The sequence below is a fragment of the Clostridium sp. 1001283B150210_160208_E6 genome (assembly GCF_015669365.1).
GTDB lineage: Bacteria > Bacillota > Clostridia > Clostridiales > Clostridiaceae > Clostridium > Clostridium paraputrificum.
Map to the genome: position 1 here is coordinate 1 of NZ_JADPAA010000015.1, position 24929 is coordinate 24929.

Sequence of the window (24929 nt, forward strand, 5' to 3'; positions counted from 1 at the left end):
AAGAGAATTCAAATTCATGAATTCTCTTCTTTCTTTTTATCCGATTGTATCAAATTTATTTTGATACAGCCCCTTTTTACTATTTACTAAAATCAATTTTAACTTTAAATAAATCTCCATCTATTTCAATTTTAAAGCTTCCACCTTGTAGTTCAACAAAGCTCTTTGATATTGCAAGTCCAAGACCTGACCCTTCAGTATTCCTAGATCTATCCCCTCTTGCAAATCTTTCAACTATCTCTTCTGCTGTAAAATCCATCTCATTAGCAGACATATTCTTTAATACAATAGATACCTTATCCTCTTCATTTATAATATCAATAAATACTCTAGAATTTGGCATTGCATATTTAACTATATTCATCAATAGATTTTCAAACACTCTAAATGTCTTTTGACTATCCAATTTTATAATTACCTTTTCATTAGGTAAGTTCCATTTGAATTTTAATGAAGATTCTTCAATTTTATCACTTAATTCAAATTGCGTTTGCTTCATTAACTCTACTATATCCACCTCTACTATATTAAGCTGAATATTTTTACTAGTAGCTTTGCTCATCTCAAATAGGTCTTCAATTAAGTTCTTAAGTCTTTCAGACTTTCTCTCTATTGTTTCTATATATGATTTTCTCTCTTCCTCTGTAATATTTTCATTCTTTAATAAATCAACATAAGTTATTATTGAAGTTAGTGGTGTTTTTAAATCATGAGAAACATTTGATATAAGTTCAGTTTTTAATCTTTGACTTTTCACTTCTTCCTCTACAGCCTTTTTAAATCCTGATTGAATCTTTTCTAGTTCTCCTTTTAGTGGATTAAATAAACCTAAATCTTCCTTTATTTCTACATCCAGATTCCCTTCAGCAATCTTATTTGTTGCTTTAAGTAAAATACTATACTTTTGTTTTACTTCATCAAAATACTTCTTTAACACAAAGAATAACACTATTGTATAAGCTATTGATATTCCTATACCAAAGAACCAAATACTGCACATTATACTTAATACAATAAAATTTACACCTAATATTTTTATAAGAGTCTTATTTGATTTATCGTTTAAATCTATTTCTATAAGTCTGTTATAACCTTCTTTAATCCAGCCTTTGGATTTTAATAATAACATTCCTATTAATGATTTAGTTTTAAAATACTCTTTAACTCCAACATAAAAGATATTTTTTACAACTATTATAGCTAAGTAAATTCCATATAAAACAATTGATAAACCTAGTATATTTCCCAACATAAATATTACTTCTGAAGGTCTTTGGGATACCCCTATACTATTCATCATTTCTATGAAGTTTCCAATATTATTGCCATATTCATATACTAACATTGGTAATAAAGCTATTAGTGAAATCATACAAGTTAATAAAACAACTAAAATTTCAAATGGTATTCTTAATATATTTTTAATGCCAATACATCTGCTCCATATTTTTGAAGGAGTAAATAATGCTAAAATAATTATTATTACAGCTAATGCTCCCCCATATAATAAAGAAATATCACCATATGCAATTCTGTCACTATTTTCTATACGATAACTAATAGGATCATCATATTCTAAGATCTTAGGTATTCCATAAGCGATAGTAACATCCTTAGGCCCACTTACGGTCACAGTTCCATTATTACTATACCTGTTCCATTCTAAACCATAAAATAAATTTGTAATAACATCCTTCTCTGCGCCCTTAATATCTGCTATCTTATAATTACCATCTTCATCATATTTAACTACTATATAATATCCATAATAATCATCTTCACTTATTAATTCACCTTTTACTATCTTTTTAATGTTATCTTCACCTTTAGAAATTTCAAAACCACTTTTATTATTTATAATTATATAATCAAGATTTTTAATTCCTTTTTTAAGTAAATCTTCTGCATTATATACTTTTCGATCTATATTTTCTTTATAATCATTTCTATCATAGTTTTCATTTTCTCTATCTTTAATGAAAATATCAGAAGGTACTATATTTTTATCATATTCTTTTTCAAGTAAATTTTTATATAGAACCATACTACTATCGTACATATATTTTTGAATAGAATAATCTATATATGGATTTACAGATAAAGATTTCTCCTTAGCCACCCTAACCATTTTAGGATAAAAACTTACCATACCTATTGATACTGCTAAAATAATAATTCCTACTATTACACTTAATAATAAACTTTTCTTATTGTTTTTCAATTTTGTATCCAACTCCCCACACCACCTTTAAATACTTTGGATTTTTAGGATTAATTTCTATCTTCTCTCGTATGTTTCTTATATGAACCATTATGGTATCAGTATTTATTGCTTGTTCATTCCACACCCTCTCATATATCTCTTCTGATGAAAACACTCTTCCTGCATTTTTCATAAGTAGATGCAATATCTTAAATTCTATAGGAGTCATTTTCACTTGATTTCCATCTACAGTAACTTCTACTCTATCAACACTAAGTTCAAGACCTCCTATTGAAAACACATTTTCCTCAATTTCTTTATTTCCAACCAACTTCAAATATTTAGAATATCTTCTAAGCTGAGAATTAACCCTTGCAAGTAACTCTAATGGCGTAAATGGCTTTGTCACGTAATCATCTGCACCAATATTAAGACCTGTTATTTTATCAAAATCCTCAGATTTAGCTGATAACATAATTACAGGAAAATCATGATTTTCTCTAAGCTTCATTGTCATTTGGATTCCATCCATCTTAGGCATCATTATATCTACGATAGCTAAATGTATCTCTTCTCTATCTATTATCTCTAAACCTTCTATTCCATTTGATCCTTTAAACACTCTATATCCTTGATTTTTTAGATATATCTCTATTGCATCTGCAATTTCCTTTTCATCCTCTACAACTAAAACATTATATGTATTCATAGCAATACCTCTTTTCTTATTAAATACATAGATAAAGATATCATTTATCACCTATTAATTAAAGTGTAAGTGATATTACTAAAGATAATATCTAGACAAATCTAAAGAATTTCTAAAGAAACTTCTTTAACTCTTTAGAATATTCTCTATACCCTCTTAAATCATCCTTTGTTACCACTCCAAAGTTTACAGTATTTATTCTTATCCTTGTAAATGGTAGTGGTATTGAATATTTATCCCATCTTTTATTTAAGGATATCTTATTAGAATAATCTATTTTAAATCCTATTAATTCTTTACCAGATTCATTTGATAACAAAGGTGCTATTTTCTTTGGTTCATGGAAGGGTCCTAATGGTCCATCAAGAGCAATGGCTAAAGTTCCATTTTTCTTCTTACTTTCTGTCTTAAGTTCTTTTAAAAACCCCTTCATCTTTATACCATCTGGCATTCTTAGTGCTTTCCCTCCATAATAATTCAGGATATTTTCAATATAATCTCCTCTTTTATCAGCAGTAACCACAACCTTTAAATCTATATCCTTTGATATTAATTTATTAATTGCTAAATTCATAACATAACTGTCACCATGCCAAAATCCAATTATACTGTTTGTAAAATCTTTTATCTCTCCTTCATATTCAATATCACTTGTTTTCCATATTAATCTTAAATAGCTTATATAAACATTACTAAGTAACCTATCCCTATCCAATTTTAAGTGCATACTCTTGTCCCCTTCTATAACATTCTAATATTACCTCTTCGTAATAATGTAGGGCCAATTTAGCAATTTTAGAGTCAGAGTATTCTTTTGATGTTCTAAAAGCTCCATCTTTAAATTTCAACCTTAGATTATTGTTCATTATAATATCCCATATCCTATTAGCCCAATCCTCTTCGTTCCCAGTTGTCATATATCCATTAACACCATTCTCCACTACATCCATTACACCTGAAGCTTTAACAGCTACTACAGGGAGCTTTGATGCCATAGCTTCAAGAAGAACTATTCCCTGAGTTTCTGACTTTGACGAAAAAAGAAACAAATCACATGCACCGTAATACTCTTTTATCTTTTTATTATCAACTTTTCCTATAAAGGTAACATTATTATGAAGACCTAATCTCTGAACTCTTTCTTCTAGCTCTTTCTTTAATGGACCATCACCAATAACCACAGTATTAAAGCAATCACCTATTTTATTTTTTAGTTCTAGTAATCCATCTATAAAAAAGTGTAAGTTTTTCTCTTTACTAAGCCTTGAAACAGTACAAAACAAATACTTATTATCTCTAATATACTTATTTCTTACTTCCCTGCTTCCCTTTTTATTTTCATTAAAGTATTCATCTTCTAGTCCAGTTGGTAATATTTCCACCTTACTTTCCGCACCGCTTCGTAACAAATATTCCTTCATTGTTTCAGTAGGTGCAAAGACCAAGTCACACCTATTAACAAAGTTTCTTATTCTATTAGGTACAAATTTTTCTTTACTATAATTTAAAATTTTATCCCCTATTTTATCTCCTCTACTTTCTAATAATTCGAAAGGTTTTAAGAAATGTAGATATTCTTCATACCTTGTATGATAAGTATATACAACTGGAATATTATATTTTTTTCCTAAATACTGAGCTATATTGCCTAATAACATTGGATGATGCACATGTATAATATCAAATTTTAAAGCTTTAAACTTTTTCTCTATTTCCATATCAAATATATTTGGAAGTACAACTCCTCCTGATATTTTTCCTTTTAAGGATTTATATCTTATTACAAATTCCTCATCACACTGATTGTCATAAGTTGGAGCAAATATATAAACTTCATGCCCAAGACTTCTTAAAGACTTAGACAATCTTTCTATTGATATTGGAACTCCTCCAACAAAAGGTTTATAGTTATTTGTTAACATTGCAATTCTCATTTTATCTCCTCCCTATAAAAAAGTTAGTTTTTGAAATACAGCTTCACCAAATATATATCCCGAACCTATAAATATTGAATTCCACACAAATATTCCTAAACTAGCACTCCAAAAATACTTCATAAAATCAATTTTTAGTACTCCAGCTGGAATCTCTATTAATGTCCTTGCCATAGGTATTAGCTTACTTATAAAAACTCCTATGCTTCCCTTTTGTCTTAAATAGTCTAGTTTGCTATTTATCATCTTTTCTTGATTAGGAAACTTCTGTATTAACTTCTTTAAAAATATTTCTCCCCCTATTCTTCCTATGAAATAGAGAACTAAACTGCCCAAAAGTCCAGCTATTACTGATATGAAAATAGCTGTAAAAAAGCTTACTCCTTCATTAGCTGCCCATACACCTGCTAAAGGCATTACTATACCAGCTGCTAAGCCTGGTACATTTAGATATTCAAGAAAAATTATTATAAAGAAAACTATTAATCCATATTGTGAAAAATAATTTGTTAACATTTCAATATTCATAGCTCTTATCTCCTTTTCTTTTGTTATGTCTTTATTGTAAAATTCATTTCTTATATATATCTTGTGAAAATAATAAAGAAAAACTTAAGAGATATTAAAAAAAGTTTAAGGATAATGCTCCAAGTTTTTTTAGGTATAAATGAATAGCAACTTGTAAAAGTTAATATTGAAGTTTTTTTGAAAGGAGATACGAAGATGGCTAATTTAAATCAATTAGAACTACAAAACTTACGTCACTTAATTGGGGCTCATTGTACTATTGAAAAGAAGTTAAACTTCTATGCACAACAATGTACTGACCCTCAACTAAAACAAATGCTTACAAAGGACGCACAAGACGCAAAAACAAATAAAGATAAGTTAATGACTTTCTTAGAATAGGAGGAATAAGAAATGCAAGAAAAAGAAATGATAAGCGATTACCTTGCCGGATTAAATGCTAGTCTAGCAGGATATGGTGGAATAATTGCTCAAACTGAGAACGAACAACTTCGTCAACAAATAATAACTATGAGAAATGCAGACGAAACTCGTCAATACAGCTTATTTAAAATAGCAAAAGAAAAAGGATATTATATTCCTGCACAACCTGCTACACCTGAAGAAATTGCAACTGTTAAACAACAAATGTCTCAAGGTTAATATAAAAGGACTAAATTAAAATAATAAATACTTTAATTTAGTCCATGATATATATATAAATTTTTTTATAACTTTTTTACTTTTCTCAAATTATTATCTACCATCTAAATAGGCAACTGCCGATAGTGATGCTATATTTCCTTCACCCGCAGCTTTAATATATTGATATGGTTTTCCAACACAATCTCCTGCTGCAAAGCATCCTTTTAAATTTGTTCTCATATGATTATCAACCATTATATGTCCATCTATTTCTAGAAGTCCAGGCACAAGTTGAGATGGAGAAATTGCATCCTTCAAAAAAAATACTCCATCGGTATCTATTTTATTACTTTTTAATAATATTTTTTTAACCTTATCATCACCTATAATTTCCATAGGTTTATCTTTTACCACTTCTATATTATTATTAATTCTATATTCTCCATTGTATAATGGAACATAATATACTCTTTTAGCTAATTCAGATACATAATTTGCATCTCTTTCTCCTTCTTCGTTAGATGATACTATTACTACATCCTTTCCACTATAAAGAGGAGCATCACAAGTTGCACAGTATCCTACACCTCTACCTAAAAACTCTAACTCTCCTTTTATAGGCTTGGAAAATTCCACCCCTGTGGCAAGTATTATGGCTCTTGCTTCATACATCTTATCATTTACCATTAGTGCAAAATAATCGCCCATTGAATAAATATTATTTATTCTTTCTTCTGTAATCTCTATTCCCATTGATTTTATATGCTCTCTAAAGGCCATTCCCATTTCTTTACCGCTCATATTAGGAAACCCTAAAAAGTTATTTATCTTAGGTGCTTTCGCTATTTTAGAACTTAAATTATTACTTCCAAATAGTATAAATGATTTATTTCTTATTTTAGCATTTAATGCAGCTGATAATCCTGCAGGGCCTGTCCCAATTATAGCTATATCATAACGTTCCTGCAATTTTTACACTTCCTCTACATAATCATTTGAATAATATTTTCTAATGTTTCTTTAGGTTGAAATCCTACCCTTGTAGCTACTTCTCTTCCATCTTTGAATATCTTTATTGTAGGAACACTTTGAATACCATAATTCATAGCTAATCTCCTACTTTCATCTATATCTACTTTAACTACTTTTATATTTCCCATTTCATTATCTATACTTTCAAGTACTGGTGCAAGCATCTTGCAAGGACCACACCAAGTTGCATAAAAATCAACAATTACCACTCCACTTTGGTTTAAAACTTCCGAATTAAATTCTCTTGTATTTATATTTCTCATTATTTTATATCCTCCTAATTAATATACTTCTATAAACTCTCTTATTAATATTTATATGAAATAAATGTTAATTAGGCACCTATAAAAAATATATATTTATAACTTATATTCCATAACTTTATTTCTTTCAACCATTCCTATGCTTTCATAAAAATTTATTGCTTCTTTATTAAAGGACCATACCATAAGCTCTAAACTTACAACTCCCTTTTCTCTTAACCTAAAGTTAAAATTCACAAAAAAACCAATTGGCTAAAAGCCAATTGGTTCTCTTTACTTATTAACAACATATAAGAATTAAATTTTGAATAATATTTTAACTACTTCTTATTTGCTTCATTCCAATCTTTAATAAATCTTTCAATTCCACTATCAGTTAATGGATGTTTAATTAAATTATCAATAACCGTTGGTGGTACTGTAGCTATATCTGCTCCAGCTTTTGCTGCTTCAATAATATGAATTGGATGTCTAACAGATGCAGCTATTATTTCAGTATTAATTGAGTGAATATTAAAAATATCACTGATATCATTAATTAAAATCATTCCATTAGATCCTATATCATCTAATCTTCCAAGGAAAGGTGACACATAGGTTGCACCTGCTCTTGCTGCTAATAGTGCTTGAGTAGCTGAAAATATTAAGGTTACATTAGTTTTTATATTTTTTTTTGAAAGATATGAAACAGCCTTTAACCCATCCTTTGTCATTGGAATTTTCACTACAATGTTTTTATGAATTTTTGCTAATTCTTCTCCTTCCTTAATCATGTTTTCATAATCTAAACTTATTACTTCTGCACTTATAGGACCATCAACAATATTTACAATTTCAGAAATAACCTCATGTATATCTCTTTTTTCTTTCGCAATTAAAGATGGATTAGTAGTAACTCCTGCGATAATCCCTAATTCATTAACTTCTTTTATATCTTCAACATTTGCAGTATCTAAAAAAAACTTCATATATATCCTCCTACTTACCATTCAAACAAGTTATATCCTAAGCTCCTATTAACATACTTTAATCCCTGTCTCTCATAATACCTAAATAGATAATTATTATTTTCGACTGCATTTAATCTTAAAATTTTATTATGAGCCTTTGATATTTCTTTTGCATAATTTACTAATTTTTCACCATAACCTTTGCCCCAGTTATTATCACTAATAACTAGTCTATGTATAAAATAAGCCCCACTACAATCTGTCCACAATTTATAGTCAATGTCTTCCTCCTTACCGAAGGACATTGAACCAACTATATTATTAAAATCATCCACTAACACATATAGCTTTTTTCTTTTGAAATCTTCTTCACAAATACTTATATTATAAATATTTAAAAATCTTTCCCACTGTGCTATTCCTCTAGACTGTAAAAGCTTTGCAGCCTTAAAAATCATACTTTCTACTTGGATAATTTCTTCTTTTTTAGCTAGCCTTATTTCCATTTTTCTATAATAATATTACTGATAATATAAGTGTTGCTGCAACTCCAACTAAAACCGGAACCGAAGTACGTTTTACAATTTGCATTGGGTTTGTACCTGTTATTGAACAAACTACTATTATACATGCTGCTACTGGAGAAATTGATCTAACTAGGTTTGCTACCATTTGCATTGGTAAAGCTATCATAGGTCCAGAAACTCCAACTGCTGCTGCAAGTTCAGGAATCATTTCTACTGAAGCATAGAACACTGATAACCCTCCACCACTGATTAATCCAATTAAGAATGTAACTCCACTAAATGCAAGCATTAATATTGTTCCTGCACCATGAAGATTTTGTACTGAATTTGTAATCATATCTACAACACCTAAAGCCTTTAATCCATCAACAAGAAGTGATGCTGCAACAAGTAATGATACAACCATAGCAAGGCCACTACCCATACCTTTAAAGAACTCATTTATATCATTAGAAACCTTGACAAAATCTTTCTTTCTAATAAGCTCTAGAATTACTGCAACTATTAATGATATAAATGCGATACTTACTAGCCCAATTTGTACTTCCTTCATAAAGATATTAAAGAATAATACTAAAATTAGTGGTAAGATTGGTAAAATTGCATAATACTTTGGTGGTAAATTATCATTTAACTTAGCTAATTTACTTTCATCAATCTTTACCTCATTAGATAAGGATTGCTTTTTATCTAAATGTTTTTGCCAGAAGTAATGCGCAACTGCCATAATTATTAAAGAAGGTATAGAAACCTTTGCATGAGCTATAACATAATCCATAATATTCATTCCAAAAGTTTCAGCTGCAAGTACATTATCAGCTCCTAATGGAGTTGGCATTATTGTAGCTGTGGTTGCAATAACTGCACCAGCAGTTAAAGGTGTAACACCTACCTTTGTTAATACAGGATATAGCGTAGCCATAAGTAATACCGCTAAACTCGAAGCACTTGGTACTACTAGAGATAATAAATTACCTAATAAAAATATTACTGGAACAATAACATATTTTGATTTAATCTTTCCTAATGGTTTTGTCATAATATCAACTGTAACTTCATTTGCACCTATTAAGTTCATATAACTAGAAAAACCAAATAATGTCATAATAGTTAAACCTATGTTACCTAAATTTTTCAGAAATGATATTTCTATTTTTTTAAAAGGGTCTAACCATACAATTCCTGTAGTTTCTTCAGGCGATAAAATTGGATGACCTAAAATAACTGCTGCAAAAAGTAATATAATTCCTCCAACTGCTAAAGCAATTGTTGCATTATACTTCTTGTAAATTAAATAACCTACACCTAAAACAACTAATAAAGCGATAATAATCTCTAACATTTACAATTCCTCCTATGTAAAAAATTTATATATTAATATTTTTGAAAATATTTAACATCCATTCTCTAAATTCTTCTACATTAATTTCAGTACAGAATGTAGCATTATTGGGCTTATTATAAGTTCCTTTAAAATCAACAACCATAAATCCTGATGTATATTCTCCAGCAGTTTCTACATCGACAAAAGTCTCAACTTTTTCAAATAACTCTGGCTTGTCTAAGTATGCTATAGTTGTTAAATCATGCATCTTTAAACCGCCCTTAGATACACTTCCTCCTCTATAGTGATTAAACATTGAGTAGAACATATCTCCTACTTTGTTCATTACTTTTAGTTTATTTATTGTTTCTAAATCTAAAGTAGCTACTGATGTAACATCTAATGAACAAACTACTATTTTAACTTTAGATCCAAATACAATCTTTGCAGCTTCTGGGTCTACATATATATTAAACTCAGCAGCTGGAGTATGGTTTCCTCTTCCAGATGATCCTCCCATTAAAACTATTTCTTCAATATTTTCTTTAACTTCTGGATAAGTAGTTAATAATAATGCAATATTAGTTAAAGGTCCAATAGGCACTAATGTAACTTTTTCTTTGGAATTTAAAATTACATCCCTCATTGCATCTACTGAATTCTTTTCAATTATTGTTCTTGTTGGTTCTGGGAAATCATACCCTGCCATTCCTGTTTCACCATGAATATTACTGCAATGCTCAACTTCCCTGGTTAAAGGTTTACACGAACCTTGTGCAACTGGTATATCTTTTCCAAAAAACTCTACTAATTTTAAGGCATTGTTAGTAGTATAATCAATAGAAACGTTTCCAGCAACAGTAGAAATTAATTTCACATCAACAGAGTTACTAAATACTGCAGCTGCTATGGCAACCGCATCATCAATTCCTGGGTCTGTATCAATAATTATTGGTCTTTTGTTAATCATAATCGTCATCCTCTTTCCCTTATTTATTTAAAATATTCATTTACTTCTTTTAGTGTAGGCATTCCTGATTGAGCACCTAATTTTCTTACTGATAAAGAAGCTGCTATTCCTGCAAATCTTACTGCTTCTTCAATCCTAAAGTCATTTGCTACACAACGAGCAAGAGCTCCATTAAAAGTATCACCTGCTCCAGTAGTATCTACTACATTAACCTCTATTGCATCTATAGTAATAACTTCTCCATCCTTCACATAGGAAGATCCTTGCTTACCACGTGTTACTATTAAATTGCAACTATTATCTTCTTGCCATTTTACCATGCTTTCCTCTAGTTCTTTACCATTCTTAAAAGTTTGTCCACAGATTATCTCAAATTCAGTTTCATTAGGTGTAATAAAATCTACATTATCAATTATTTCTTTAGATAATGTTTTTACAGGTGCTGGATTTAGTATGGTTTTAACACCATGCTTCTTTGCTATTTTAAGAGTATACTCAACAGTTTCCATAGGAATTTCTAACTGCGTTATTACAACATCTGCATCCTTTATTACCTCTTCATAGTTTTTAATTAATTCTATATCACAAAAATCATTTGCTCCAGGTATCACCACTATAGAATTGTCTTCAGGTGTCTTAAATATTGTAGCTAGTCCAGTAAATGCACAATTATCTTCCCTAACACTCTCTACGTTAACACCGTCTTCCTTTAAATGCTTTAAAATTTTTTCACCAAATGTATCTTTACCAACACATCCTATGATTTTCACATTATCTTCTAGCCTTGAAGCCGCTACTGCTTGATTAGAACCTTTCCCACCAATAAAGTAACTCATCTTATTACCCTTTATAGTTTCTCCAACTTTTGGCATTCTTTCAACTTCCATCACCAGGTCCATATTAAGGCTTCCTACTACTACTACCTTCTTCATTTCTACCTCCAAATAGTAAACCGTTTAAATATTAGCGTTTTATTTTTACAAACATAGTAACTTCAATACCTAACAAACTTTTAACTCAAACAAATAACTCCAATGTGTAACCGGTTATATACATATATTATCATGGTGTTTTTTTCTTGTCAACCTGTTATGTAAACAAATACATACTTTTTTTGCATAAAAAAAAGACAGCGTAAACCACTGCCCATCTATCCTATAGTAGATACTCTTTTTATTAACTTAGCATTTAGTTTTATTTTTTCTTTTGATATATCCTCGTTTCCCTCTATCTTTTTTAACAACAATTCTACACCCTTTTGTCCGTATTCATACATTGGCTGAGCTATAGATGAAATTTCTAAGTAATTTATATTAGACTCTAACCCATCATAACCTATTAATTTAATATCTTTTCCAAGCTCATACCCCATCTCTCTTAATGCTTTATAAGATCCTATTGCTAAAATATCATTTCCAGCAAATATACCATCAATGTTATTTTCCTCTTGAAGAAGTTCCTTAGTAGCGCTATATCCTCCCTTTAAAGAAAACTCATCAACTTTAACAAAATCTGATCTAAATAGGTTCTCTTCTTTTAGTACTTCTTTAAAACCATTAAATCTTTCTTCTAAAGCTTCAATATACATAGGCCCTGTTATATGTGCAATATTTTTGCATCCACACTCTATAAGGTGCATTGCTGCATTTCTTCCACCATCTTTATTATCTCCTGTTATAGAAGGTATTTCATAATTAGTGAATTCTTTATCTAATACAACTAAAGGCATACCCCTATCTATTAAAGCTAATAATTCTTCAGGTGTGGCGGTATAAGAACAAATCATAATTCCATCTACTTGTTTGTTAAACAACATCTCATAATATTGTCTTTCTTTTTCCCTACTATTGTCAGTATTACAAAGAATTAAATTATATCCTAATTTATTTGCAGTGTCCTCTGCTGCTCTTGCCACCTCTGGAAAGAATGGATTTAATATATTAGGAATAATTAGTCCTATTGTTTTTGATTTTTTTCCTGCTAATCTTCTAGCAACATCATTTGGTGTATAATTTAACATTTTCATTGCATTTAAAATAGCTTCTTCAGTTTCTTTACTTACATAACCCTTTTTATTTATAACTCTAGATACTGTAGCTACCGATACTCCTGCCAATTTCCCCACATCTCTTATTGTAGCCATTTCACTCACCCTCTTTCCTAAAAATTCTATATTAATAAAGAGTTACTTGTCAATAATTTTAACTTTTTACTTGACAGAAACATTTTTTTCTTTTAAATTATGTTTATCAATACAAACAACAAACTTTTCTAACTTAAGCAAATTACTTACAAACTAAAAAGGTAGGTGAATTGCTTAATCTTAAGCATATATTTATGAAAAATCAAAATTTAAATACTATCTGCAAAACAATTCGTACAGATATTATAAAATCTATCGCAAGCGCTTCATCTGGACATCCAGGTGGTTCTCTTTCAGCAGTAGAAATCCTAACAACTCTATATTTTGAAGAAATGAATATAGTCCCTTATAATCCTAACAAACAAGATAGAGATAGATTTGTTCTTTCAAAAGGACACGCTGCTCCTGTTTTGTATGCAACCTTAAGTAATAGAGGATTCTTTTCAAGAGAAGAACTAATCAATTTACGTTCATTAGGTTCAAAACTACAAGGACATCCAAATATGAATTATGTTCCTGGAGTAGATATGTCTACAGGTTCCCTTGGACAAGGTATATCAACAGCTGTAGGTATGGCTTTAGGAAACAAAATAGATAACTCATCCAATAGAGTATATTGCCTTTTAGGTGATGGAGAACTAGAAGAAGGACAAGTTTGGGAAGCAGCTATGTGTGCAAGCCACTATAAATTAGACAATTTATTAGCAATTGTTGACTTTAATGGTCTTCAAATTGATGGAAACATTACAGATGTAATGAATCCTACCCCAATAGATGAAAAATTTAAAGCTTTTGGGTGGAATGTACTTACTGTTGACGGTCATGATATAGATGCTCTTTTAAATTGTTATGAAGAGGCAAAAAACTTTAAAGGAGCGCCTACTGTAATTATTGCAAGAACTATAAAAGGAAAAGGGGTTTCATTTATGGAAAACCAAGCTGGATGGCATGGTGCTGCCCCTAATAAGGAGCAGGTTGAACTTGCATTAAAAGAAATAGAGGAGGCTTTATAATGTCTAAAATTGCAACAAGAGAAGCTTATGGTAAAGCTTTATCTCAACTTACTAAAGAAAATAAAAATATAATTGTATTAGATGCTGATCTATCTAAATCTACAAAAACATGTGATGTAAAAGCTTCTTCACCAGAGTCTTTCTACAATATGGGTATTGCTGAAGCAAATATGGTTGGCGTGGCAGCAGGATTAGCCTCTACAGGTAAAATAGTTTTTGCAAGTAGTTTTGCTATGTTCTTAGCCGGACGTGCTTTTGAACAAATAAGAAACTCAGTAGCTTATACTAACTTAAATGTAAAGCTTTGTGCTACTCATTCTGGAATTTCTGTTGGAGAAGATGGTGCATCACATCAAGCTATTGAAGACCTTGCTTTGATGCGTTCTATTCCTAATATGAAAGTTTTCTCACCTTGCGATGAAAAGGAAACTGAAGAAATTATAAAGTATGTAGCAAACTGTGATGGCCCATGCTATGTACGTTTAGGTCGTTTAGCAGTAGATAGCGTAAATTCATCTAACTATAAATTTGAGTTTGGTAAGGGTGTAACTTTAAGAGAAGGTAATGATTGTACTATAATTACTACAGGTTCAATGGTACAAGTATCTTTAGAAGCACAACAAAAATTAAAAGCTGAAGGTATCAATGTAAGAGTAATTAATCTTCATACCATAAAACCAATTGATACTGAAATCATTCTTAAAGCGGCAAAAGAAACTGGAAAAATTGTAACAGTAGAAGAACATAATGTTGTTGGAGGACTTGGTTCTGCTGTTTCAGAAGTTATATGCGAAAACCACCCTTCATTAGTAAAAAAAATTGGAATAAATGATATTTTTGGACAAAGCGGAAAACCTGAAGAATTATTCAAGGAATACGGCTTAACATCGGATAAAATTGTTAAAACAATTAAATCAATAATATAGTTTTTTCCACCTCACACATATTAAATAACCACAAATTTAAAGGGACAGTATCAAAATAAATTTGATGCTGTCCCTCTATTCTATCGCCTAACATTTTAATAATATTCTTATTTAGTAGTGAACAATCCATATCATCATCCAATGTTGAATTTCTTATAGCCAAAGCTATCTCCTTTTTATCGTAGCGATCAAACTCTTCAGCTCTCAATTTAATTTTATCTTCCATGATAAATCCCTCCAAAATTTATTTTCAAATAAAATATATGCATTTTTAGAATTTATCTCATAAAAACCCCTTCAAACCCGCATTTTTACTATAACTTCTTAAGTTCTTAAAAACTTAAGAACTTAACAACTTATCTTTTTGCATATAGAATTTATAGAAAAAAACAATTTGGAGGCTTGAAATGCCAAGAAGAAAAAATAAGAGACTCCACCTATAGATGGAGAATTTTTTGAGGTCCGTAGATCTTATTCCTTCAGAAAATCTACGCTAATAAAGCTTAATCAGATTAAAGGTACAAGCCCTAACTACAATATCTATATGAACACTATTATTGATAGTGCTATCTGCTTTTATTATGATCATGTAATGAAAAAAAGTTGAGAATAGACTCTCAACTTTTTTCTATTAAGTAACTTTTTAGTGTACAATTTCTTAGAATTGCGCACTAAAAAATACCGCATATCCATTTTGAATAATACGGTACTGTTATTAATTAAATATTTAATTTTATCTTCGTAATACTTTAAAACAAAGCCTTAAATTAATACAGATTAAAATGATTTAATAGAAGTCGCAATACATTTGAACATACATAAATCATCGCAAATATTTTTGCCTTTGCATAGTTTTTACTTTTTAAACCAATCAAAAAATAGACAATCATTGCAATAAATGCAACGAGGATAACAATAGCAAGTGAGTATCTAAATAGCTCTTGAATACTAACAGTCATTTTATTATATCCCCCCTATTCAATTATACATAAATAATACACTTACGAGTTGATTATAACATATTTTGTAAATACCGTGCTGTTCAATTTTTAAAGATTACTTAGTTCTCACTTTCTACATATTATCTACAAATATAAAAAAGGTGGAGTGGACATTTATTTTGCTTGTTCTATCGCTACGCTCCAAGTCACATCAAAACAAATATCACCCCACTAATACTACAGGTATTGTAGGAACACTTTGAATACCATAATTCATAATCAAGAATTACCACTCCACTTTGGTTCTTGACTTATCTATTCTAAATCATCTATTACTATTTTTATTTTCCATCTTTCTTTAACACTCTGACATTATCCGTCATAATATACATCATAAAGCATCTTTAGTAATCATTAAGGAGAGGACATACGAACATGAGAAAAAAGTCAAAACTAGCAATTTTCTTGGCACTTGTTTTTACCATTAGTTGTTCTTTTATTGGTTGTGGCAAGAAAGAAGAAAAATCAGAGCTACAAAAAGTTCGTCTTAACGAAGTAGTTCGTTCTGTATTCTACGCTCCAATGTATGTTGCTATAAGCGAAGGCTTCTTTGAAGAGGAAGGACTAGAAATAGATCTTTCAACTGGACAAGGAGCGGACAAAGTTATGCAAAATGTGCTTAGCAACAACGCCGACATTGGTTTCTGTGGACCTGAACAAGTAATTTACATCTATAATCAAGGAAGAGAAGATTACCCAGTACTATTTGCACAACTTACTCAAAAAGATGGTTCCTTCCTAGTTGGAAGAAATGGTGAAGAAAACTTCACTTGGGAACAACTAAAGGGTAAGAAGTTAATAGGCGGTAGACCTGGTGGCGTTCCTGAAATGGCACTTGAATATGTTATGAGGAACCATGGTATTATCCCTGGAAAAGATGTAGAAATGGTAACTAATATTGATTTCACTGCTACTGCTGGTGCATTTAAAGCTGGAAGTGGGGAATATGTAGCTCTATTCGAACCTACAGCTTCAATGCTAGAAAAAGAAGGTAGTGGAAAGATTGTTGCTTCAATAGGTAACGACTCTGGGAAACTTGCTTATACTTGTTTCTTCTCAACAAAATCCTATATGGATAAAAATCCAGAAACAATAGAAAAATTCACTAGAGCTATCTATAAAGGACAACAATGGTTCCAAAGCCATTCAACTGAAGAAGTAGCTGATTCAATTATATCTTTCTTCCCTGGAACTGATAGAGACATTATGATTAAGGTTATCGATAACTACAAAGAAATCGATGCTCTTGCTTCAGATCCAACATTAAACGAAGAAGATTTAACTAAATTAATGGATGTTATTCAATCCTATGACGCATCACTTATACCTTCTAGACCTGAATATAAAACAATAGTAAATAACTCTTTTGCTGAAAAAATAGTAAATGAAAAATAGTAGAAATACAGGACGAACAAGTGTGGATGATGGAAGCCTTAATTTTAAGGCTTCCCACATCACATACAGGATAATCCACCTATATACATAAAATAAAAAGGTGGTGATTAGATGTCTTTGCTTGAAATTCAAGATATATCTATGAATTATCATTCCTTAAAAGGAGAGACAAAAGCATTAACTAATATAAATTTTGATGTAAGTAATGAAGATTTTATTTGTATACTCGGACCTTCTGGTTGTGGAAAATCCACTCTTTTAAATATACTATCTGGAATATTAGAACCTTCTAGTGGAATAGTACTTTATAACGGTGAGGATATTCATAAAAACTTAAATAAAATTGGGTACATGTTTCAAAAGGATCATTTATTTGAATGGGAAACCGTTTGGACAAATGTAACTTTAGGATTAAAAATAAAGAAACTTATGACCCCAGAAAATATAGAAAGGGTTGAACAACTATTAAAAGATTATGACCTTCTAAAGTTTAAAAAACATTATCCTAGAGAACTTTCAGGTGGTATGAGACAAAGAGTTGCTTTAATTAGAACCCTTGCTTTAAATCCTGATGTATTATTTTTGGATGAACCGTTTTCTGCTTTAGATTACCAAACACGATTAAAAGTTTGTGATGATGTAAGCTCTATAATAAAAAAAGAGAAGAAAACAGCAATTATGGTTACTCATGATATAAGTGAAGCAATTTCTTTAGCAAATAGAGTTTTAGTTTTAGCCAAAAGACCTTCTACTATAAAAATTGATGTTCCTATGGAATTTGCAAATAAAGATGCCACCCCTTTCCAAAGAAGAAAAGAGCCTGAATTTAAAGGCTATTTCAATTCATTATGGAAGGAGTTGGATGGATAATGAGTAAGGAACATGAAATATACGTTAAGAAGGTTAAACGTGATAAATTAAAAGTTACTCTTTTTAGAATACTAATTCTTCTTGGTTTTATAGTACTATGGGAATTAGCAGCAGATATGAAGTGGATTGACCCATTTTTAACTTCAAGTCCTAGTAGGATGTTTAAATCATTCCTATCTTTCTATGAAGATGGAACTATACTAAGACACATTTGGGTTACATGTTATGAGACTATATTAGGATTTTCACTGGGCACTATTTTAGGCACTATAATTGCTATAGTTCTTTGGTGGTTCCCATTCACAGCTAAGGTATTAGATCCTTATCTAGTTGTATTAAATGCTCTACCAAAGGTTGCTTTAGCACCTATTATAATATTCTGGGTCGGTAATGGTACTAGCGCTATAATTGTAATAGCACTTTTAATATCTATTGTAACCACTATAATAAGTGTATTCACAGGATTCCAAGAAGTAGATAGAGAGAAAATTCTATTAATGAAAACATTCCAAGCTAATAAAATACAAATTTTAAGATATTTAATTATACCTTATACTATTCCTGTGTTAATATCAGCTTTAAAGATTAATGTAGGCCTATCTTGGGTTGGTGTAATTATGGGTGAATTCCTAGTTGCAAGAGAAGGACTTGGCTTCCTAATTGTTTATGGTGGTCAAATCTCCCAATTAGATATGGTAATGATGAGTATAGTACTACTTTCAATAATTGCATTCTTAATGTATAAATTGGTTGCTATTATAGAAAAAAAATATATTAAAGAATCTTAATTCTTTAAAGTAATAGGCTATGAGAACTTCTCATAGCCTATTACTATTTCTTTTCAATTGTTTGATTTATAATACTTTTCATTTGATCCTTTGATAAAGCTCCACTTACATAGCCATATACTTTTCCATCTTTATCAATCATAAAAGTAGTTGGAAGTGATCTTATATAATACTTTCCAAATACATCCCCACTTTCATCAAAAACTGTAGGAAAAGTATACCCATTACTATTTATAAATTCCTTTATACCAGAAATACTTTTTTCTTGCCCTCCAGGCTGAGCTACCCCTAATATCACAACATCACCTTTATTATAATTGTATTCCTTATAAAGCTCTTCTATATTAGGCATTTCCATTTTACAAGGAGGACACCAAGTTGCCCAGAAATTAAGAAATACTACCTTTCCTTTATAATCTGATAACTTATGAGTATTTCCATACTGGTCAACTAGTTCAAAGTCAATTGCATCTGGTGCTTCTTTCTCATCTTCTTCACTATCACTTTCTTTTTCTTCATCTTTAGACTGCTCCTGTTTAGCGCTCTGATTATTTCCAGTTGAACTTAAATATCCTGTTATGTTATTTACCCATCCAGTGAAGGTCATCACACCCATTATAATCATAATTACACCACCAGCTTTTATTGTGTACTTCATTATCTTCTTATTCTTCTTAATAAAGTTTAAGGCTTGTGTAGTGAATATACCTAATAATAAAAATGGTATTGTAAATCCTACTGTATACAATAATACCAATAAATTTCCTAAAGCAGCATTTTTAGCACTAGAAGCTAAAATTAATACTGATGATAGCGCTGGTCCCACGCAAGGTGTCCATGCAAAACTAAATGTAAATCCCATTATATATGCCATTAAAGGATTTATCTTCTTACCTCTTAAATTAAGATTTATCTTTCTCTCTCTTTGAAGGAACTTAAAATCAAATATTCCAATTTGGTATAGTCCTAAAACTATAATTATAATTCCTGAAATTTTACTAAATAAGGCTTTATTTGTATTAAAGAACTTTCCTAAAGAAGTGAATGATATACCTAACACAAAAAAGGCTGTTGAAATTCCTAATATAAAGAATATTGTGTGAAACAACACCTTTTTTCTTACATATGTTATACTTCCATCTTCATTTTCTTTCTTTGCATTACCTGCTAAATAACTAATATAAATAGGTATTAAAGGTAAAACACAAGGTGATAGAAATGATAATCCCCCTTCTAAAAATACTAGTAAAAAACTTATATTCTCTATCGATGATAATCCGTCAAACATTTTAATACTCCTTTATTTGCATTTTAAATTTGCTTCTCCCCATACTATCATTCTTTCTATTATATCAAGTAGCTCTAATCCATTATTACTTAGGTAATAATAAGACTCCACATTATTATTTATTTCCTGCTTTTCATTAACAAGTATATTATTATCTATAAGTAAATCTAGTTGTTGAGATAGTACTTTTCTACTACATCCTTCTAAATACTTTTGAATCTCACTAAATCTTTTTTTATCTTCTCTTAGAAACCATATTATATTAAATACCCACTTTTTCCCTAATATATTTGATAAAGCTTCAATAGGACACTTAAATTTATTATTATCCATACTTTGTTCATCTCCTATCTTATATATAGCTTGTTTTTAAGTATAACAATAATTATTTATACTATCAATTAGTAACTTTTAAGTAACTAAAACCTACGACTATATATAGACCTAATTAACTGTTTTCTGCGTTTTTTCGCAGTTTACATTTATTTTCATAAATGATAAATTAAAAGAGATATAAAATAGGAGGCGAATTATGAAACTATTTAGAGAAGCAATTGTAATATTCGGAATTTATCTAATGGGTGAACTAATATCTGGACTTTTAAACCTCCCTATACCTGGAAATATTCTAGGGATGCTAATTTTATTATTACTTTTATGCACAAAAGTAATAAAACTAGAACAGATTGAAACTGTATCAACATTTCTTTTAGATCATCTAGCATTTTTCTTTATCCCTGCTGGCGTAGGCCTTATGACATCTGTTGGAGTTATAAAAGATACTTGGCTAAAACTAATAATAGTATGTATATTAACCACTTCAATAGTAATAGCTAGTACAGGATTAATAGTTAAATTTGTATCTAGAAAAGTTAGTAATAATAAAGGATGTGAAGTAGATGAGCATAATAACTAATAATATTTTATTTGGTATAGTACTTTCACTGGTTGCCTTTGAAATAGGGTTATACATATATAGAAAGACAAACATTCCACTATTTAACCCATTACTTATTGCAATAGGAATTGTAGTAGCATTCTTACTTGCTTTTAATATTGACTTTGACACATATAATCAAGGTGGAAAATTTATAAATATGTTCCTTGGACCATCAACCGTAATACTTGCAGTGCCCCTATATAAACAATTAGATTTATTAAAGAAACATTCTTTATCAATCTTTCTTGGAGTACTTCTTGGATCTATTATAGGAATATTTGCAGTAATAGGACTTTCTTATTTCTTAGGATTAGATGCTTCAATAATAAAGTCACTATTACCTAAGTCAGTTACAACTCCAATAGGAATTGAACTTTCTAATCAATTAGGAGGTATTTCTTCAGTAACTGTTCTTGCAATAATTCTCTCTGGAATAATTGGAGCAGTTATGGGCCCTACAATTTGTAAAATATTTAAAATAAAAGACAGTGTGGCAGTTGGAATTTCCCTAGGAACAGCTGCTCATGCAGTGGGTACTACTAAAGCTTTAGAAATAGGTGAAACAGAAGGTGCTATGAGTGGTCTTTCAATTGGAGTTGCTGGAATAATGACAGTATTTATTGCTCCATTAGCCTACAATATATCTTTATATATTCATAGCTTAATAAAATAAGAGGAGAGCTTTGCCTTTGCAAAGCTCTCCCCTTTTATTTATAAATACATTATTAAATAGCATTTTTTACAACACTAATTATCTTATCATAACTTGGTTCGTTAGCTACTTCATCCAAATATTCTACAAATATAACTTTATTATTTTCATCTACTACAAAGGAAGCTCTTGTTAATAATCCTAGCTCTTTTATATAAGTTCCTGTTGTATCTCCAAAACTTCTATACTTATAATCAGATAAAGTTGTTACTCTATTAATTCCAGCTGCTCCACACCATCTTGCCTGAGCAAATGGTAAATCCATTGAAACAGTGTAACAATGTGCATTTGGCAGGCTTTCAATTTCTTTATTAAACCTTCTAACTTCAGTATCACAAACAGGAGTATCAATTGATGGCACAGATAATATTACTCTAATACCATTTGTCTTTGTTAATTCAACTTCATTCAAATCATTTCCAACGAGAATACAGCTCTTTAATGTATCTCCAACTGATAACTGATTACATTCAAGAGTTATATCAGTTCCTTTAAAAGTTATTTTTTTCATTTATCTCACCTCATAAATAAATTTCCCTATCGAAAAAACATTATTCAAAAAAGAGAAATTGCAAAACAATTTCTCTTAAATAAATTCTATCTCCCAATTATATCTTCCAGTTTCTTCATTCTTAATATATTTAAAATAAGCTGAGAAAGTATTTCCCTTTTTACTCTTCAAATTCCTAAATCCAACCTTACCATTTTGAAGAAGAAGCTTCACCATCTCTTTAGTAACTTGTTTTCCAAAGGAAGCAATATACTTATCATCTTTCCAGATAGTAAACTTACATCCATTTTTCCAGTTAGTACATCCAAATCCCTTTTCTCCTTCTATAACTGGATTTCCACAAGTCGGACATCTTCCTACAACTTCTTTTCCTTCTGGCGCTTCAACCTTAAACTTTGATAATGCTCCCGTATCATTCTTTATCTTATCAACAGCAGTTTCAGTGAAATTACAAATTAAATTCATAAAATCAGATTTTTCAAATCTTCCTTTTTCTATATCTGATAATGTCTTTTCAAGTCTTCCTGTATACTCAAGGTCAAGAAGCTCCTTAACAGGAAATATTTCAACCATTGTCCTTCCAAGTTCTGTGCAAGTAAGACTTTTTCCTTTAGTTTTTATATATCCTATATCCTTAAGCTTTTTAATGGTTTCTGCTCTAGTAGCTGGAGTACCTATACTAAAACCACTTAAGATAGAAGCCATCATTTCCTCTGAATCTTCTTTGTCCTCCACACCTTTACCACAGGTTTCCATGACTCTTAACAGGGTTTTTTCTGTATGATATTTAGGCGGCTTTTTAGTAACTTTACCTATTTTATTAGCTACAAAATGGACATTTTCATCCTTATTTACCATTGGAAGAATTGTATCCTTTGTATCTATCTTCTCTACCTTTCTCCAACCTTCTACTAGTTGAACCTTACCCTTAGCTATAAATTCGCCCTTTACCTCTGGGTTTTCAGCCTTTAATGTAATCTTAGTTTCTTCAAATTCTGCTATTGGCATAAATTGCATTATAAATCTATTTTTAATTGCATTATATACAATCTCTTCATCCTTACTAAGTCCATTAGGCTTTATATAAGTTGGAGTTATAGCACTATGGCTTTCTACTTTAGAATTATCAAATACCCTTTTTGATTTTACAAACTTAATTTCATTTTCATAAGGTAAACCAGCCTTTAATGTATTTAATACCTTTCTAGCTCTATCCTCTAAACTTTCTTCAAGAACAACTGAGGCTGTTCTTGGATAAGTTGTAAACTTCTTTTCATAAAGGCTTTGAGCCACCTTTAAAACCTTATCTGATGTCCAACCCTTATATTTGCTTGTTATATAACCTTGAAGATTTGAAAGATTAAATAAGTAGGGAGGATATTCCCTCTTCTTCTCTGTTTGTTTATCAATAACCTTAGCATCTGTCCCATCTAATAATGGTACAATATTATCTAGTGCCTTCTTATCTTCAAATTTTTCAGATTCCTTTTCATAATATAAAGCATCAAATTCTTCATTTCTTGAAGTTTTAAATGTTGAAGTTAATTTATAATAGCTTGTTGCCTTAAAGTTTTCTATTTCAAGGTCCCTATCATAAATTATTTTTAATGTTGGAAGTAAAACTCTTCCTATATTTAAAGTTTTATTTTTCTCAAAATTGTATTTCAAAGTAGTTACTGAAGTAAGATTTATACCTATAATCCAGTCTGTCCATTGCCTACCTATCCCTGCATCTTGAAGTGACTTCATTTCAATATTATCTTTAAGTGCAGCCATGCCCTTCTTAACTTCATCTGGAGTCCATTCGTTAAGTAATAATCTATAAATTGGTTTCTGAACATTTAAATATCCAAAGAGTTCATCTGCTATTACTTGACCTTCTCTATCAAAATCCGTTGCAGAAACCACACCATCAACATCACTTCTATTAATAAGGGAGCTTATTATATTAATTTGTTTTGCAGCCCCTTTATCTTCGGCGCTTCTATTTACATTGTCACACTTTACCTTATACTTAAACTCTTCAGGAATAAAAGGGAATTTCTCCATTCGCCACCCCTTCATATTCTCATCATAATCTTTGGCATCATAAAGTTGAAGCAAATGACCAAAAGCCCATGTTATATAAAATCCTTCACCCTCGAAATATCCATCTTTTCTCTTTTTTATATTAAGGGCATCTGCTATATTTTTAGCTACAGATGGTTTTTCTGCAATAATTACCTTACTCATATAACAATCCTTTCTAAATCAAAAAAATAGGCAACTTAACTTATGT

The 24929-nt window shown here is 30.2% G+C and carries 28 protein-coding genes; 9 read left to right on the forward strand and 19 right to left on the reverse strand.

Going from position 1 to position 24929, the window contains the following annotated elements; translation table 11 throughout:
• Window positions 1-79: 79 nt before the first annotated feature.
• The 5 genes from I4V16_RS13880 to I4V16_RS13900 form a co-directional block, all read right to left on the reverse strand.
• A complete protein-coding gene (locus I4V16_RS13880) occupies window positions 80-2233 on the reverse strand; it encodes a sensor histidine kinase (protein ID WP_049179444.1) in 2154 nt (717 codons plus the stop codon).
• On the reverse strand, window positions 2208-2912 hold the full coding sequence (locus tag I4V16_RS13885; RefSeq protein WP_049179445.1) for a response regulator transcription factor: 705 nt from the start codon (window positions 2910-2912) through the stop codon (window positions 2208-2210). Before I4V16_RS13885 ends, I4V16_RS13880 begins: the two co-directional genes overlap by 26 nt.
• 112 nt (window positions 2913-3024) lie before the next feature.
• Entirely contained in the window at window positions 3025-3639 is a 615-nt protein-coding gene (locus I4V16_RS13890) for a hypothetical protein (protein WP_049179446.1), read from the reverse strand.
• On the reverse strand, window positions 3620-4846 hold the full coding sequence (locus I4V16_RS13895) for a glycosyltransferase (protein WP_099329494.1): 1227 nt from the start codon (window positions 4844-4846) through the stop codon (window positions 3620-3622). Before I4V16_RS13895 ends, I4V16_RS13890 begins: the two co-directional genes overlap by 20 nt.
• A 12-nt stretch (window positions 4847-4858) precedes the next feature.
• Entirely contained in the window at window positions 4859-5374 is a 516-nt protein-coding gene (locus tag I4V16_RS13900) for a DedA family protein (RefSeq protein WP_049179447.1), read from the reverse strand.
• Window positions 5375-5569: 195 nt separating this feature from the next.
• Here I4V16_RS13900 and I4V16_RS13905 point away from each other — a divergent pair, with 195 nt between their 5' ends.
• Window positions 5570-5755, forward strand: coding sequence for a hypothetical protein (locus I4V16_RS13905; RefSeq protein ID WP_049179448.1), 186 nt, complete (start codon window positions 5570-5572; stop codon window positions 5753-5755).
• Between the two features lie 12 nt (window positions 5756-5767).
• Window positions 5768-6016: a spore coat protein gene (locus I4V16_RS13910; protein ID WP_049179449.1), complete on the forward strand. Its 249-nt coding sequence runs from the start codon at window positions 5768-5770 to the stop codon at window positions 6014-6016.
• 93 nt (window positions 6017-6109) lie between these two features.
• On the opposite strand, the gene I4V16_RS13915 is transcribed toward I4V16_RS13910, so the two are convergent.
• The 9 genes from I4V16_RS13915 to I4V16_RS13955 all read right to left on the reverse strand — a co-directional run bounded on the left by I4V16_RS13915 (window position 6110) and on the right by I4V16_RS13955 (window position 13207).
• Complete coding sequence (locus tag I4V16_RS13915) at window positions 6110-6967, reverse strand: NAD(P)/FAD-dependent oxidoreductase (protein WP_049179450.1); 858 nt, start codon at window positions 6965-6967, stop codon at window positions 6110-6112.
• A 14-nt stretch (window positions 6968-6981) separates the two neighbouring features.
• On the reverse strand, window positions 6982-7296 hold the full coding sequence (gene trxA / locus I4V16_RS13920; protein WP_049179451.1) for a thioredoxin: 315 nt from the start codon (window positions 7294-7296) through the stop codon (window positions 6982-6984).
• A gap of 93 nt (window positions 7297-7389) precedes the next feature.
• The gene (locus I4V16_RS13925; RefSeq protein WP_153246648.1) at window positions 7390-7530 is read right to left on the reverse strand and encodes a hypothetical protein; all 141 of its coding nucleotides are present in this window, start codon (window positions 7528-7530) and stop codon (window positions 7390-7392) included.
• An 83-nt stretch (window positions 7531-7613) separates the two neighbouring features.
• Window positions 7614-8261, reverse strand: a complete 648-nt coding sequence (fsa, locus tag I4V16_RS13930; protein ID WP_049179452.1) for a fructose-6-phosphate aldolase — start codon at window positions 8259-8261, stop codon at window positions 7614-7616.
• Window positions 8262-8275: 14 nt separating this feature from the next.
• Window positions 8276-8701, reverse strand: a complete 426-nt coding sequence (locus tag I4V16_RS13935; RefSeq protein WP_207738421.1) for a GNAT family N-acetyltransferase — start codon at window positions 8699-8701, stop codon at window positions 8276-8278.
• 52 nt (window positions 8702-8753) lie between these two features.
• Window positions 8754-10112 (reverse strand): C4-dicarboxylate transporter DcuC, encoded by a 1359-nt coding sequence (gene dcuC / locus I4V16_RS13940; protein ID WP_195542335.1) that lies wholly within the window; start codon window positions 10110-10112, stop codon window positions 8754-8756.
• A 25-nt stretch (window positions 10113-10137) separates the two neighbouring features.
• Entirely contained in the window at window positions 10138-11064 is a 927-nt protein-coding gene (rihC, locus tag I4V16_RS13945; protein ID WP_242959694.1) for a ribonucleoside hydrolase RihC, read from the reverse strand.
• A gap of 23 nt (window positions 11065-11087) precedes the next feature.
• Window positions 11088-11996, reverse strand: a complete 909-nt coding sequence (rbsK, locus tag I4V16_RS13950; RefSeq protein WP_049179455.1) for a ribokinase — start codon at window positions 11994-11996, stop codon at window positions 11088-11090.
• Between the two features lie 218 nt (window positions 11997-12214).
• Window positions 12215-13207 (reverse strand): LacI family DNA-binding transcriptional regulator, encoded by a 993-nt coding sequence (locus I4V16_RS13955; RefSeq protein WP_049179456.1) that lies wholly within the window; start codon window positions 13205-13207, stop codon window positions 12215-12217.
• Between the two features lie 194 nt (window positions 13208-13401).
• Between I4V16_RS13955 and I4V16_RS13960 the strand changes: the two genes are divergently transcribed.
• Both I4V16_RS13960 and I4V16_RS13965 read left to right on the forward strand, forming a co-directional pair.
• Window positions 13402-14220, forward strand: coding sequence for a transketolase (locus I4V16_RS13960; RefSeq protein WP_049179457.1), 819 nt, complete (start codon window positions 13402-13404; stop codon window positions 14218-14220).
• Window positions 14217-15146 carry a transketolase family protein gene (locus I4V16_RS13965; protein WP_099329496.1) on the forward strand — a complete coding sequence of 310 codons (930 nt, stop codon included), beginning with the start codon at window positions 14217-14219 and terminating at the stop codon, window positions 15144-15146. The genes I4V16_RS13960 and I4V16_RS13965 overlap by 4 nt, the downstream gene beginning before the upstream one ends.
• Here I4V16_RS13965 and I4V16_RS13970 read toward each other — a convergent pair.
• Entirely contained in the window at window positions 15130-15372 is a 243-nt protein-coding gene (locus I4V16_RS13970) for a hypothetical protein (protein ID WP_099313865.1), read from the reverse strand. The two genes, I4V16_RS13965 and I4V16_RS13970, sit on opposite strands and share 17 nt — an antisense overlap.
• 1150 nt (window positions 15373-16522) lie before the next feature.
• Between I4V16_RS13970 and I4V16_RS13975 the strand changes: the two genes are divergently transcribed.
• From I4V16_RS13975 to I4V16_RS13985, 3 genes are all read left to right on the forward strand, one after another.
• Window positions 16523-17542 (forward strand): ABC transporter substrate-binding protein, encoded by a 1020-nt coding sequence (locus I4V16_RS13975; RefSeq protein ID WP_195619082.1) that lies wholly within the window; start codon window positions 16523-16525, stop codon window positions 17540-17542.
• A gap of 111 nt (window positions 17543-17653) precedes the next feature.
• Window positions 17654-18412: an ABC transporter ATP-binding protein gene (locus I4V16_RS13980; RefSeq protein WP_049179256.1), complete on the forward strand. Its 759-nt coding sequence runs from the start codon at window positions 17654-17656 to the stop codon at window positions 18410-18412.
• A complete protein-coding gene (locus tag I4V16_RS13985) occupies window positions 18412-19200 on the forward strand; it encodes an ABC transporter permease (protein WP_049179257.1) in 789 nt (262 codons plus the stop codon). Before I4V16_RS13980 ends, I4V16_RS13985 begins: the two co-directional genes overlap by 1 nt.
• Window positions 19201-19243: 43 nt before the next feature.
• Here the strand turns inward: I4V16_RS13985 and I4V16_RS13990 are convergent, their stop codons facing one another.
• A complete protein-coding gene (locus tag I4V16_RS13990) occupies window positions 19244-20488 on the reverse strand; it encodes a cytochrome c biogenesis protein CcdA (protein WP_049179258.1) in 1245 nt (414 codons plus the stop codon).
• 12 nt (window positions 20489-20500) lie between these two features.
• Entirely contained in the window at window positions 20501-20821 is a 321-nt protein-coding gene (locus I4V16_RS13995; RefSeq protein ID WP_099313880.1) for a helix-turn-helix domain-containing protein, read from the reverse strand.
• Window positions 20822-21020: 199 nt separating this feature from the next.
• Between I4V16_RS13995 and I4V16_RS14000 the strand changes: the two genes are divergently transcribed.
• Window positions 21021-21404, forward strand: a complete 384-nt coding sequence (locus I4V16_RS14000) for a CidA/LrgA family protein (RefSeq protein ID WP_195966905.1) — start codon at window positions 21021-21023, stop codon at window positions 21402-21404.
• A complete protein-coding gene (locus I4V16_RS14005) occupies window positions 21388-22101 on the forward strand; it encodes an LrgB family protein (RefSeq protein ID WP_099313882.1) in 714 nt (237 codons plus the stop codon). The genes I4V16_RS14000 and I4V16_RS14005 overlap by 17 nt, the downstream gene beginning before the upstream one ends.
• Before the next feature lie 52 nt (window positions 22102-22153).
• On the opposite strand, the gene tpx is transcribed toward I4V16_RS14005, so the two are convergent.
• Window positions 22154-22651 (reverse strand): thiol peroxidase, encoded by a 498-nt coding sequence (tpx, locus tag I4V16_RS14010; protein ID WP_099327926.1) that lies wholly within the window; start codon window positions 22649-22651, stop codon window positions 22154-22156.
• Window positions 22652-22726: 75 nt separating this feature from the next.
• The gene (locus I4V16_RS14015; RefSeq protein WP_099313884.1) at window positions 22727-24883 is read right to left on the reverse strand and encodes a type IA DNA topoisomerase; all 2157 of its coding nucleotides are present in this window, start codon (window positions 24881-24883) and stop codon (window positions 22727-22729) included.
• Window positions 24884-24929: the final 46 nt, after the last annotated feature.

Coding starts and splice junctions, on each gene's coding strand:
- I4V16_RS13885 (WP_049179445.1), bottom strand. CDS start 2,912: ATGAATACATATAATGTTTTAGTTGTAGAGGATGAAAAGGAAATTGCA.
- I4V16_RS13890 (WP_049179446.1), bottom strand. CDS start 3,639: ATGCACTTAAAATTGGATAGGGATAGGTTACTTAGTAATGTTTATATA.
- I4V16_RS13895 (WP_099329494.1), bottom strand. CDS start 4,846: ATGAGAATTGCAATGTTAACAAATAACTATAAACCTTTTGTTGGAGGA.
- I4V16_RS13900 (WP_049179447.1), bottom strand. CDS start 5,374: ATGAATATTGAAATGTTAACAAATTATTTTTCACAATATGGATTAATA.
- I4V16_RS13905 (WP_049179448.1), top strand. CDS start 5,570: ATGGCTAATTTAAATCAATTAGAACTACAAAACTTACGTCACTTAATT.
- I4V16_RS13910 (WP_049179449.1), top strand. CDS start 5,768: ATGCAAGAAAAAGAAATGATAAGCGATTACCTTGCCGGATTAAATGCT.
- fsa (WP_049179452.1), bottom strand. CDS start 8,261: ATGAAGTTTTTTTTAGATACTGCAAATGTTGAAGATATAAAAGAAGTT.
- I4V16_RS13935 (WP_207738421.1), bottom strand. CDS start 8,701: ATGATTTTTAAGGCTGCAAAGCTTTTACAGTCTAGAGGAATAGCACAG.
- dcuC (WP_195542335.1), bottom strand. CDS start 10,112: ATGTTAGAGATTATTATCGCTTTATTAGTTGTTTTAGGTGTAGGTTAT.
- rihC (WP_242959694.1), bottom strand. CDS start 11,064: ATGATTAACAAAAGACCAATAATTATTGATACAGACCCAGGAATTGAT.
- rbsK (WP_049179455.1), bottom strand. CDS start 11,996: ATGAAGAAGGTAGTAGTAGTAGGAAGCCTTAATATGGACCTGGTGATG.
- I4V16_RS13955 (WP_049179456.1), bottom strand. CDS start 13,207: ATGGCTACAATAAGAGATGTGGGGAAATTGGCAGGAGTATCGGTAGCT.
- I4V16_RS13960 (WP_049179457.1), top strand. CDS start 13,402: ATGAAAAATCAAAATTTAAATACTATCTGCAAAACAATTCGTACAGAT.
- I4V16_RS13970 (WP_099313865.1), bottom strand. CDS start 15,372: ATGGAAGATAAAATTAAATTGAGAGCTGAAGAGTTTGATCGCTACGAT.
- I4V16_RS13975 (WP_195619082.1), top strand. CDS start 16,523: ATGAGAAAAAAGTCAAAACTAGCAATTTTCTTGGCACTTGTTTTTACC.
- I4V16_RS13980 (WP_049179256.1), top strand. CDS start 17,654: ATGTCTTTGCTTGAAATTCAAGATATATCTATGAATTATCATTCCTTA.
- I4V16_RS13985 (WP_049179257.1), top strand. CDS start 18,412: ATGAGTAAGGAACATGAAATATACGTTAAGAAGGTTAAACGTGATAAA.
- I4V16_RS13990 (WP_049179258.1), bottom strand. CDS start 20,488: ATGTTTGACGGATTATCATCGATAGAGAATATAAGTTTTTTACTAGTA.
- I4V16_RS13995 (WP_099313880.1), bottom strand. CDS start 20,821: ATGGATAATAATAAATTTAAGTGTCCTATTGAAGCTTTATCAAATATA.
- I4V16_RS14000 (WP_195966905.1), top strand. CDS start 21,021: ATGAAACTATTTAGAGAAGCAATTGTAATATTCGGAATTTATCTAATG.
- I4V16_RS14005 (WP_099313882.1), top strand. CDS start 21,388: ATGAGCATAATAACTAATAATATTTTATTTGGTATAGTACTTTCACTG.
- tpx (WP_099327926.1), bottom strand. CDS start 22,651: ATGAAAAAAATAACTTTTAAAGGAACTGATATAACTCTTGAATGTAAT.
- I4V16_RS14015 (WP_099313884.1), bottom strand. CDS start 24,883: ATGAGTAAGGTAATTATTGCAGAAAAACCATCTGTAGCTAAAAATATA.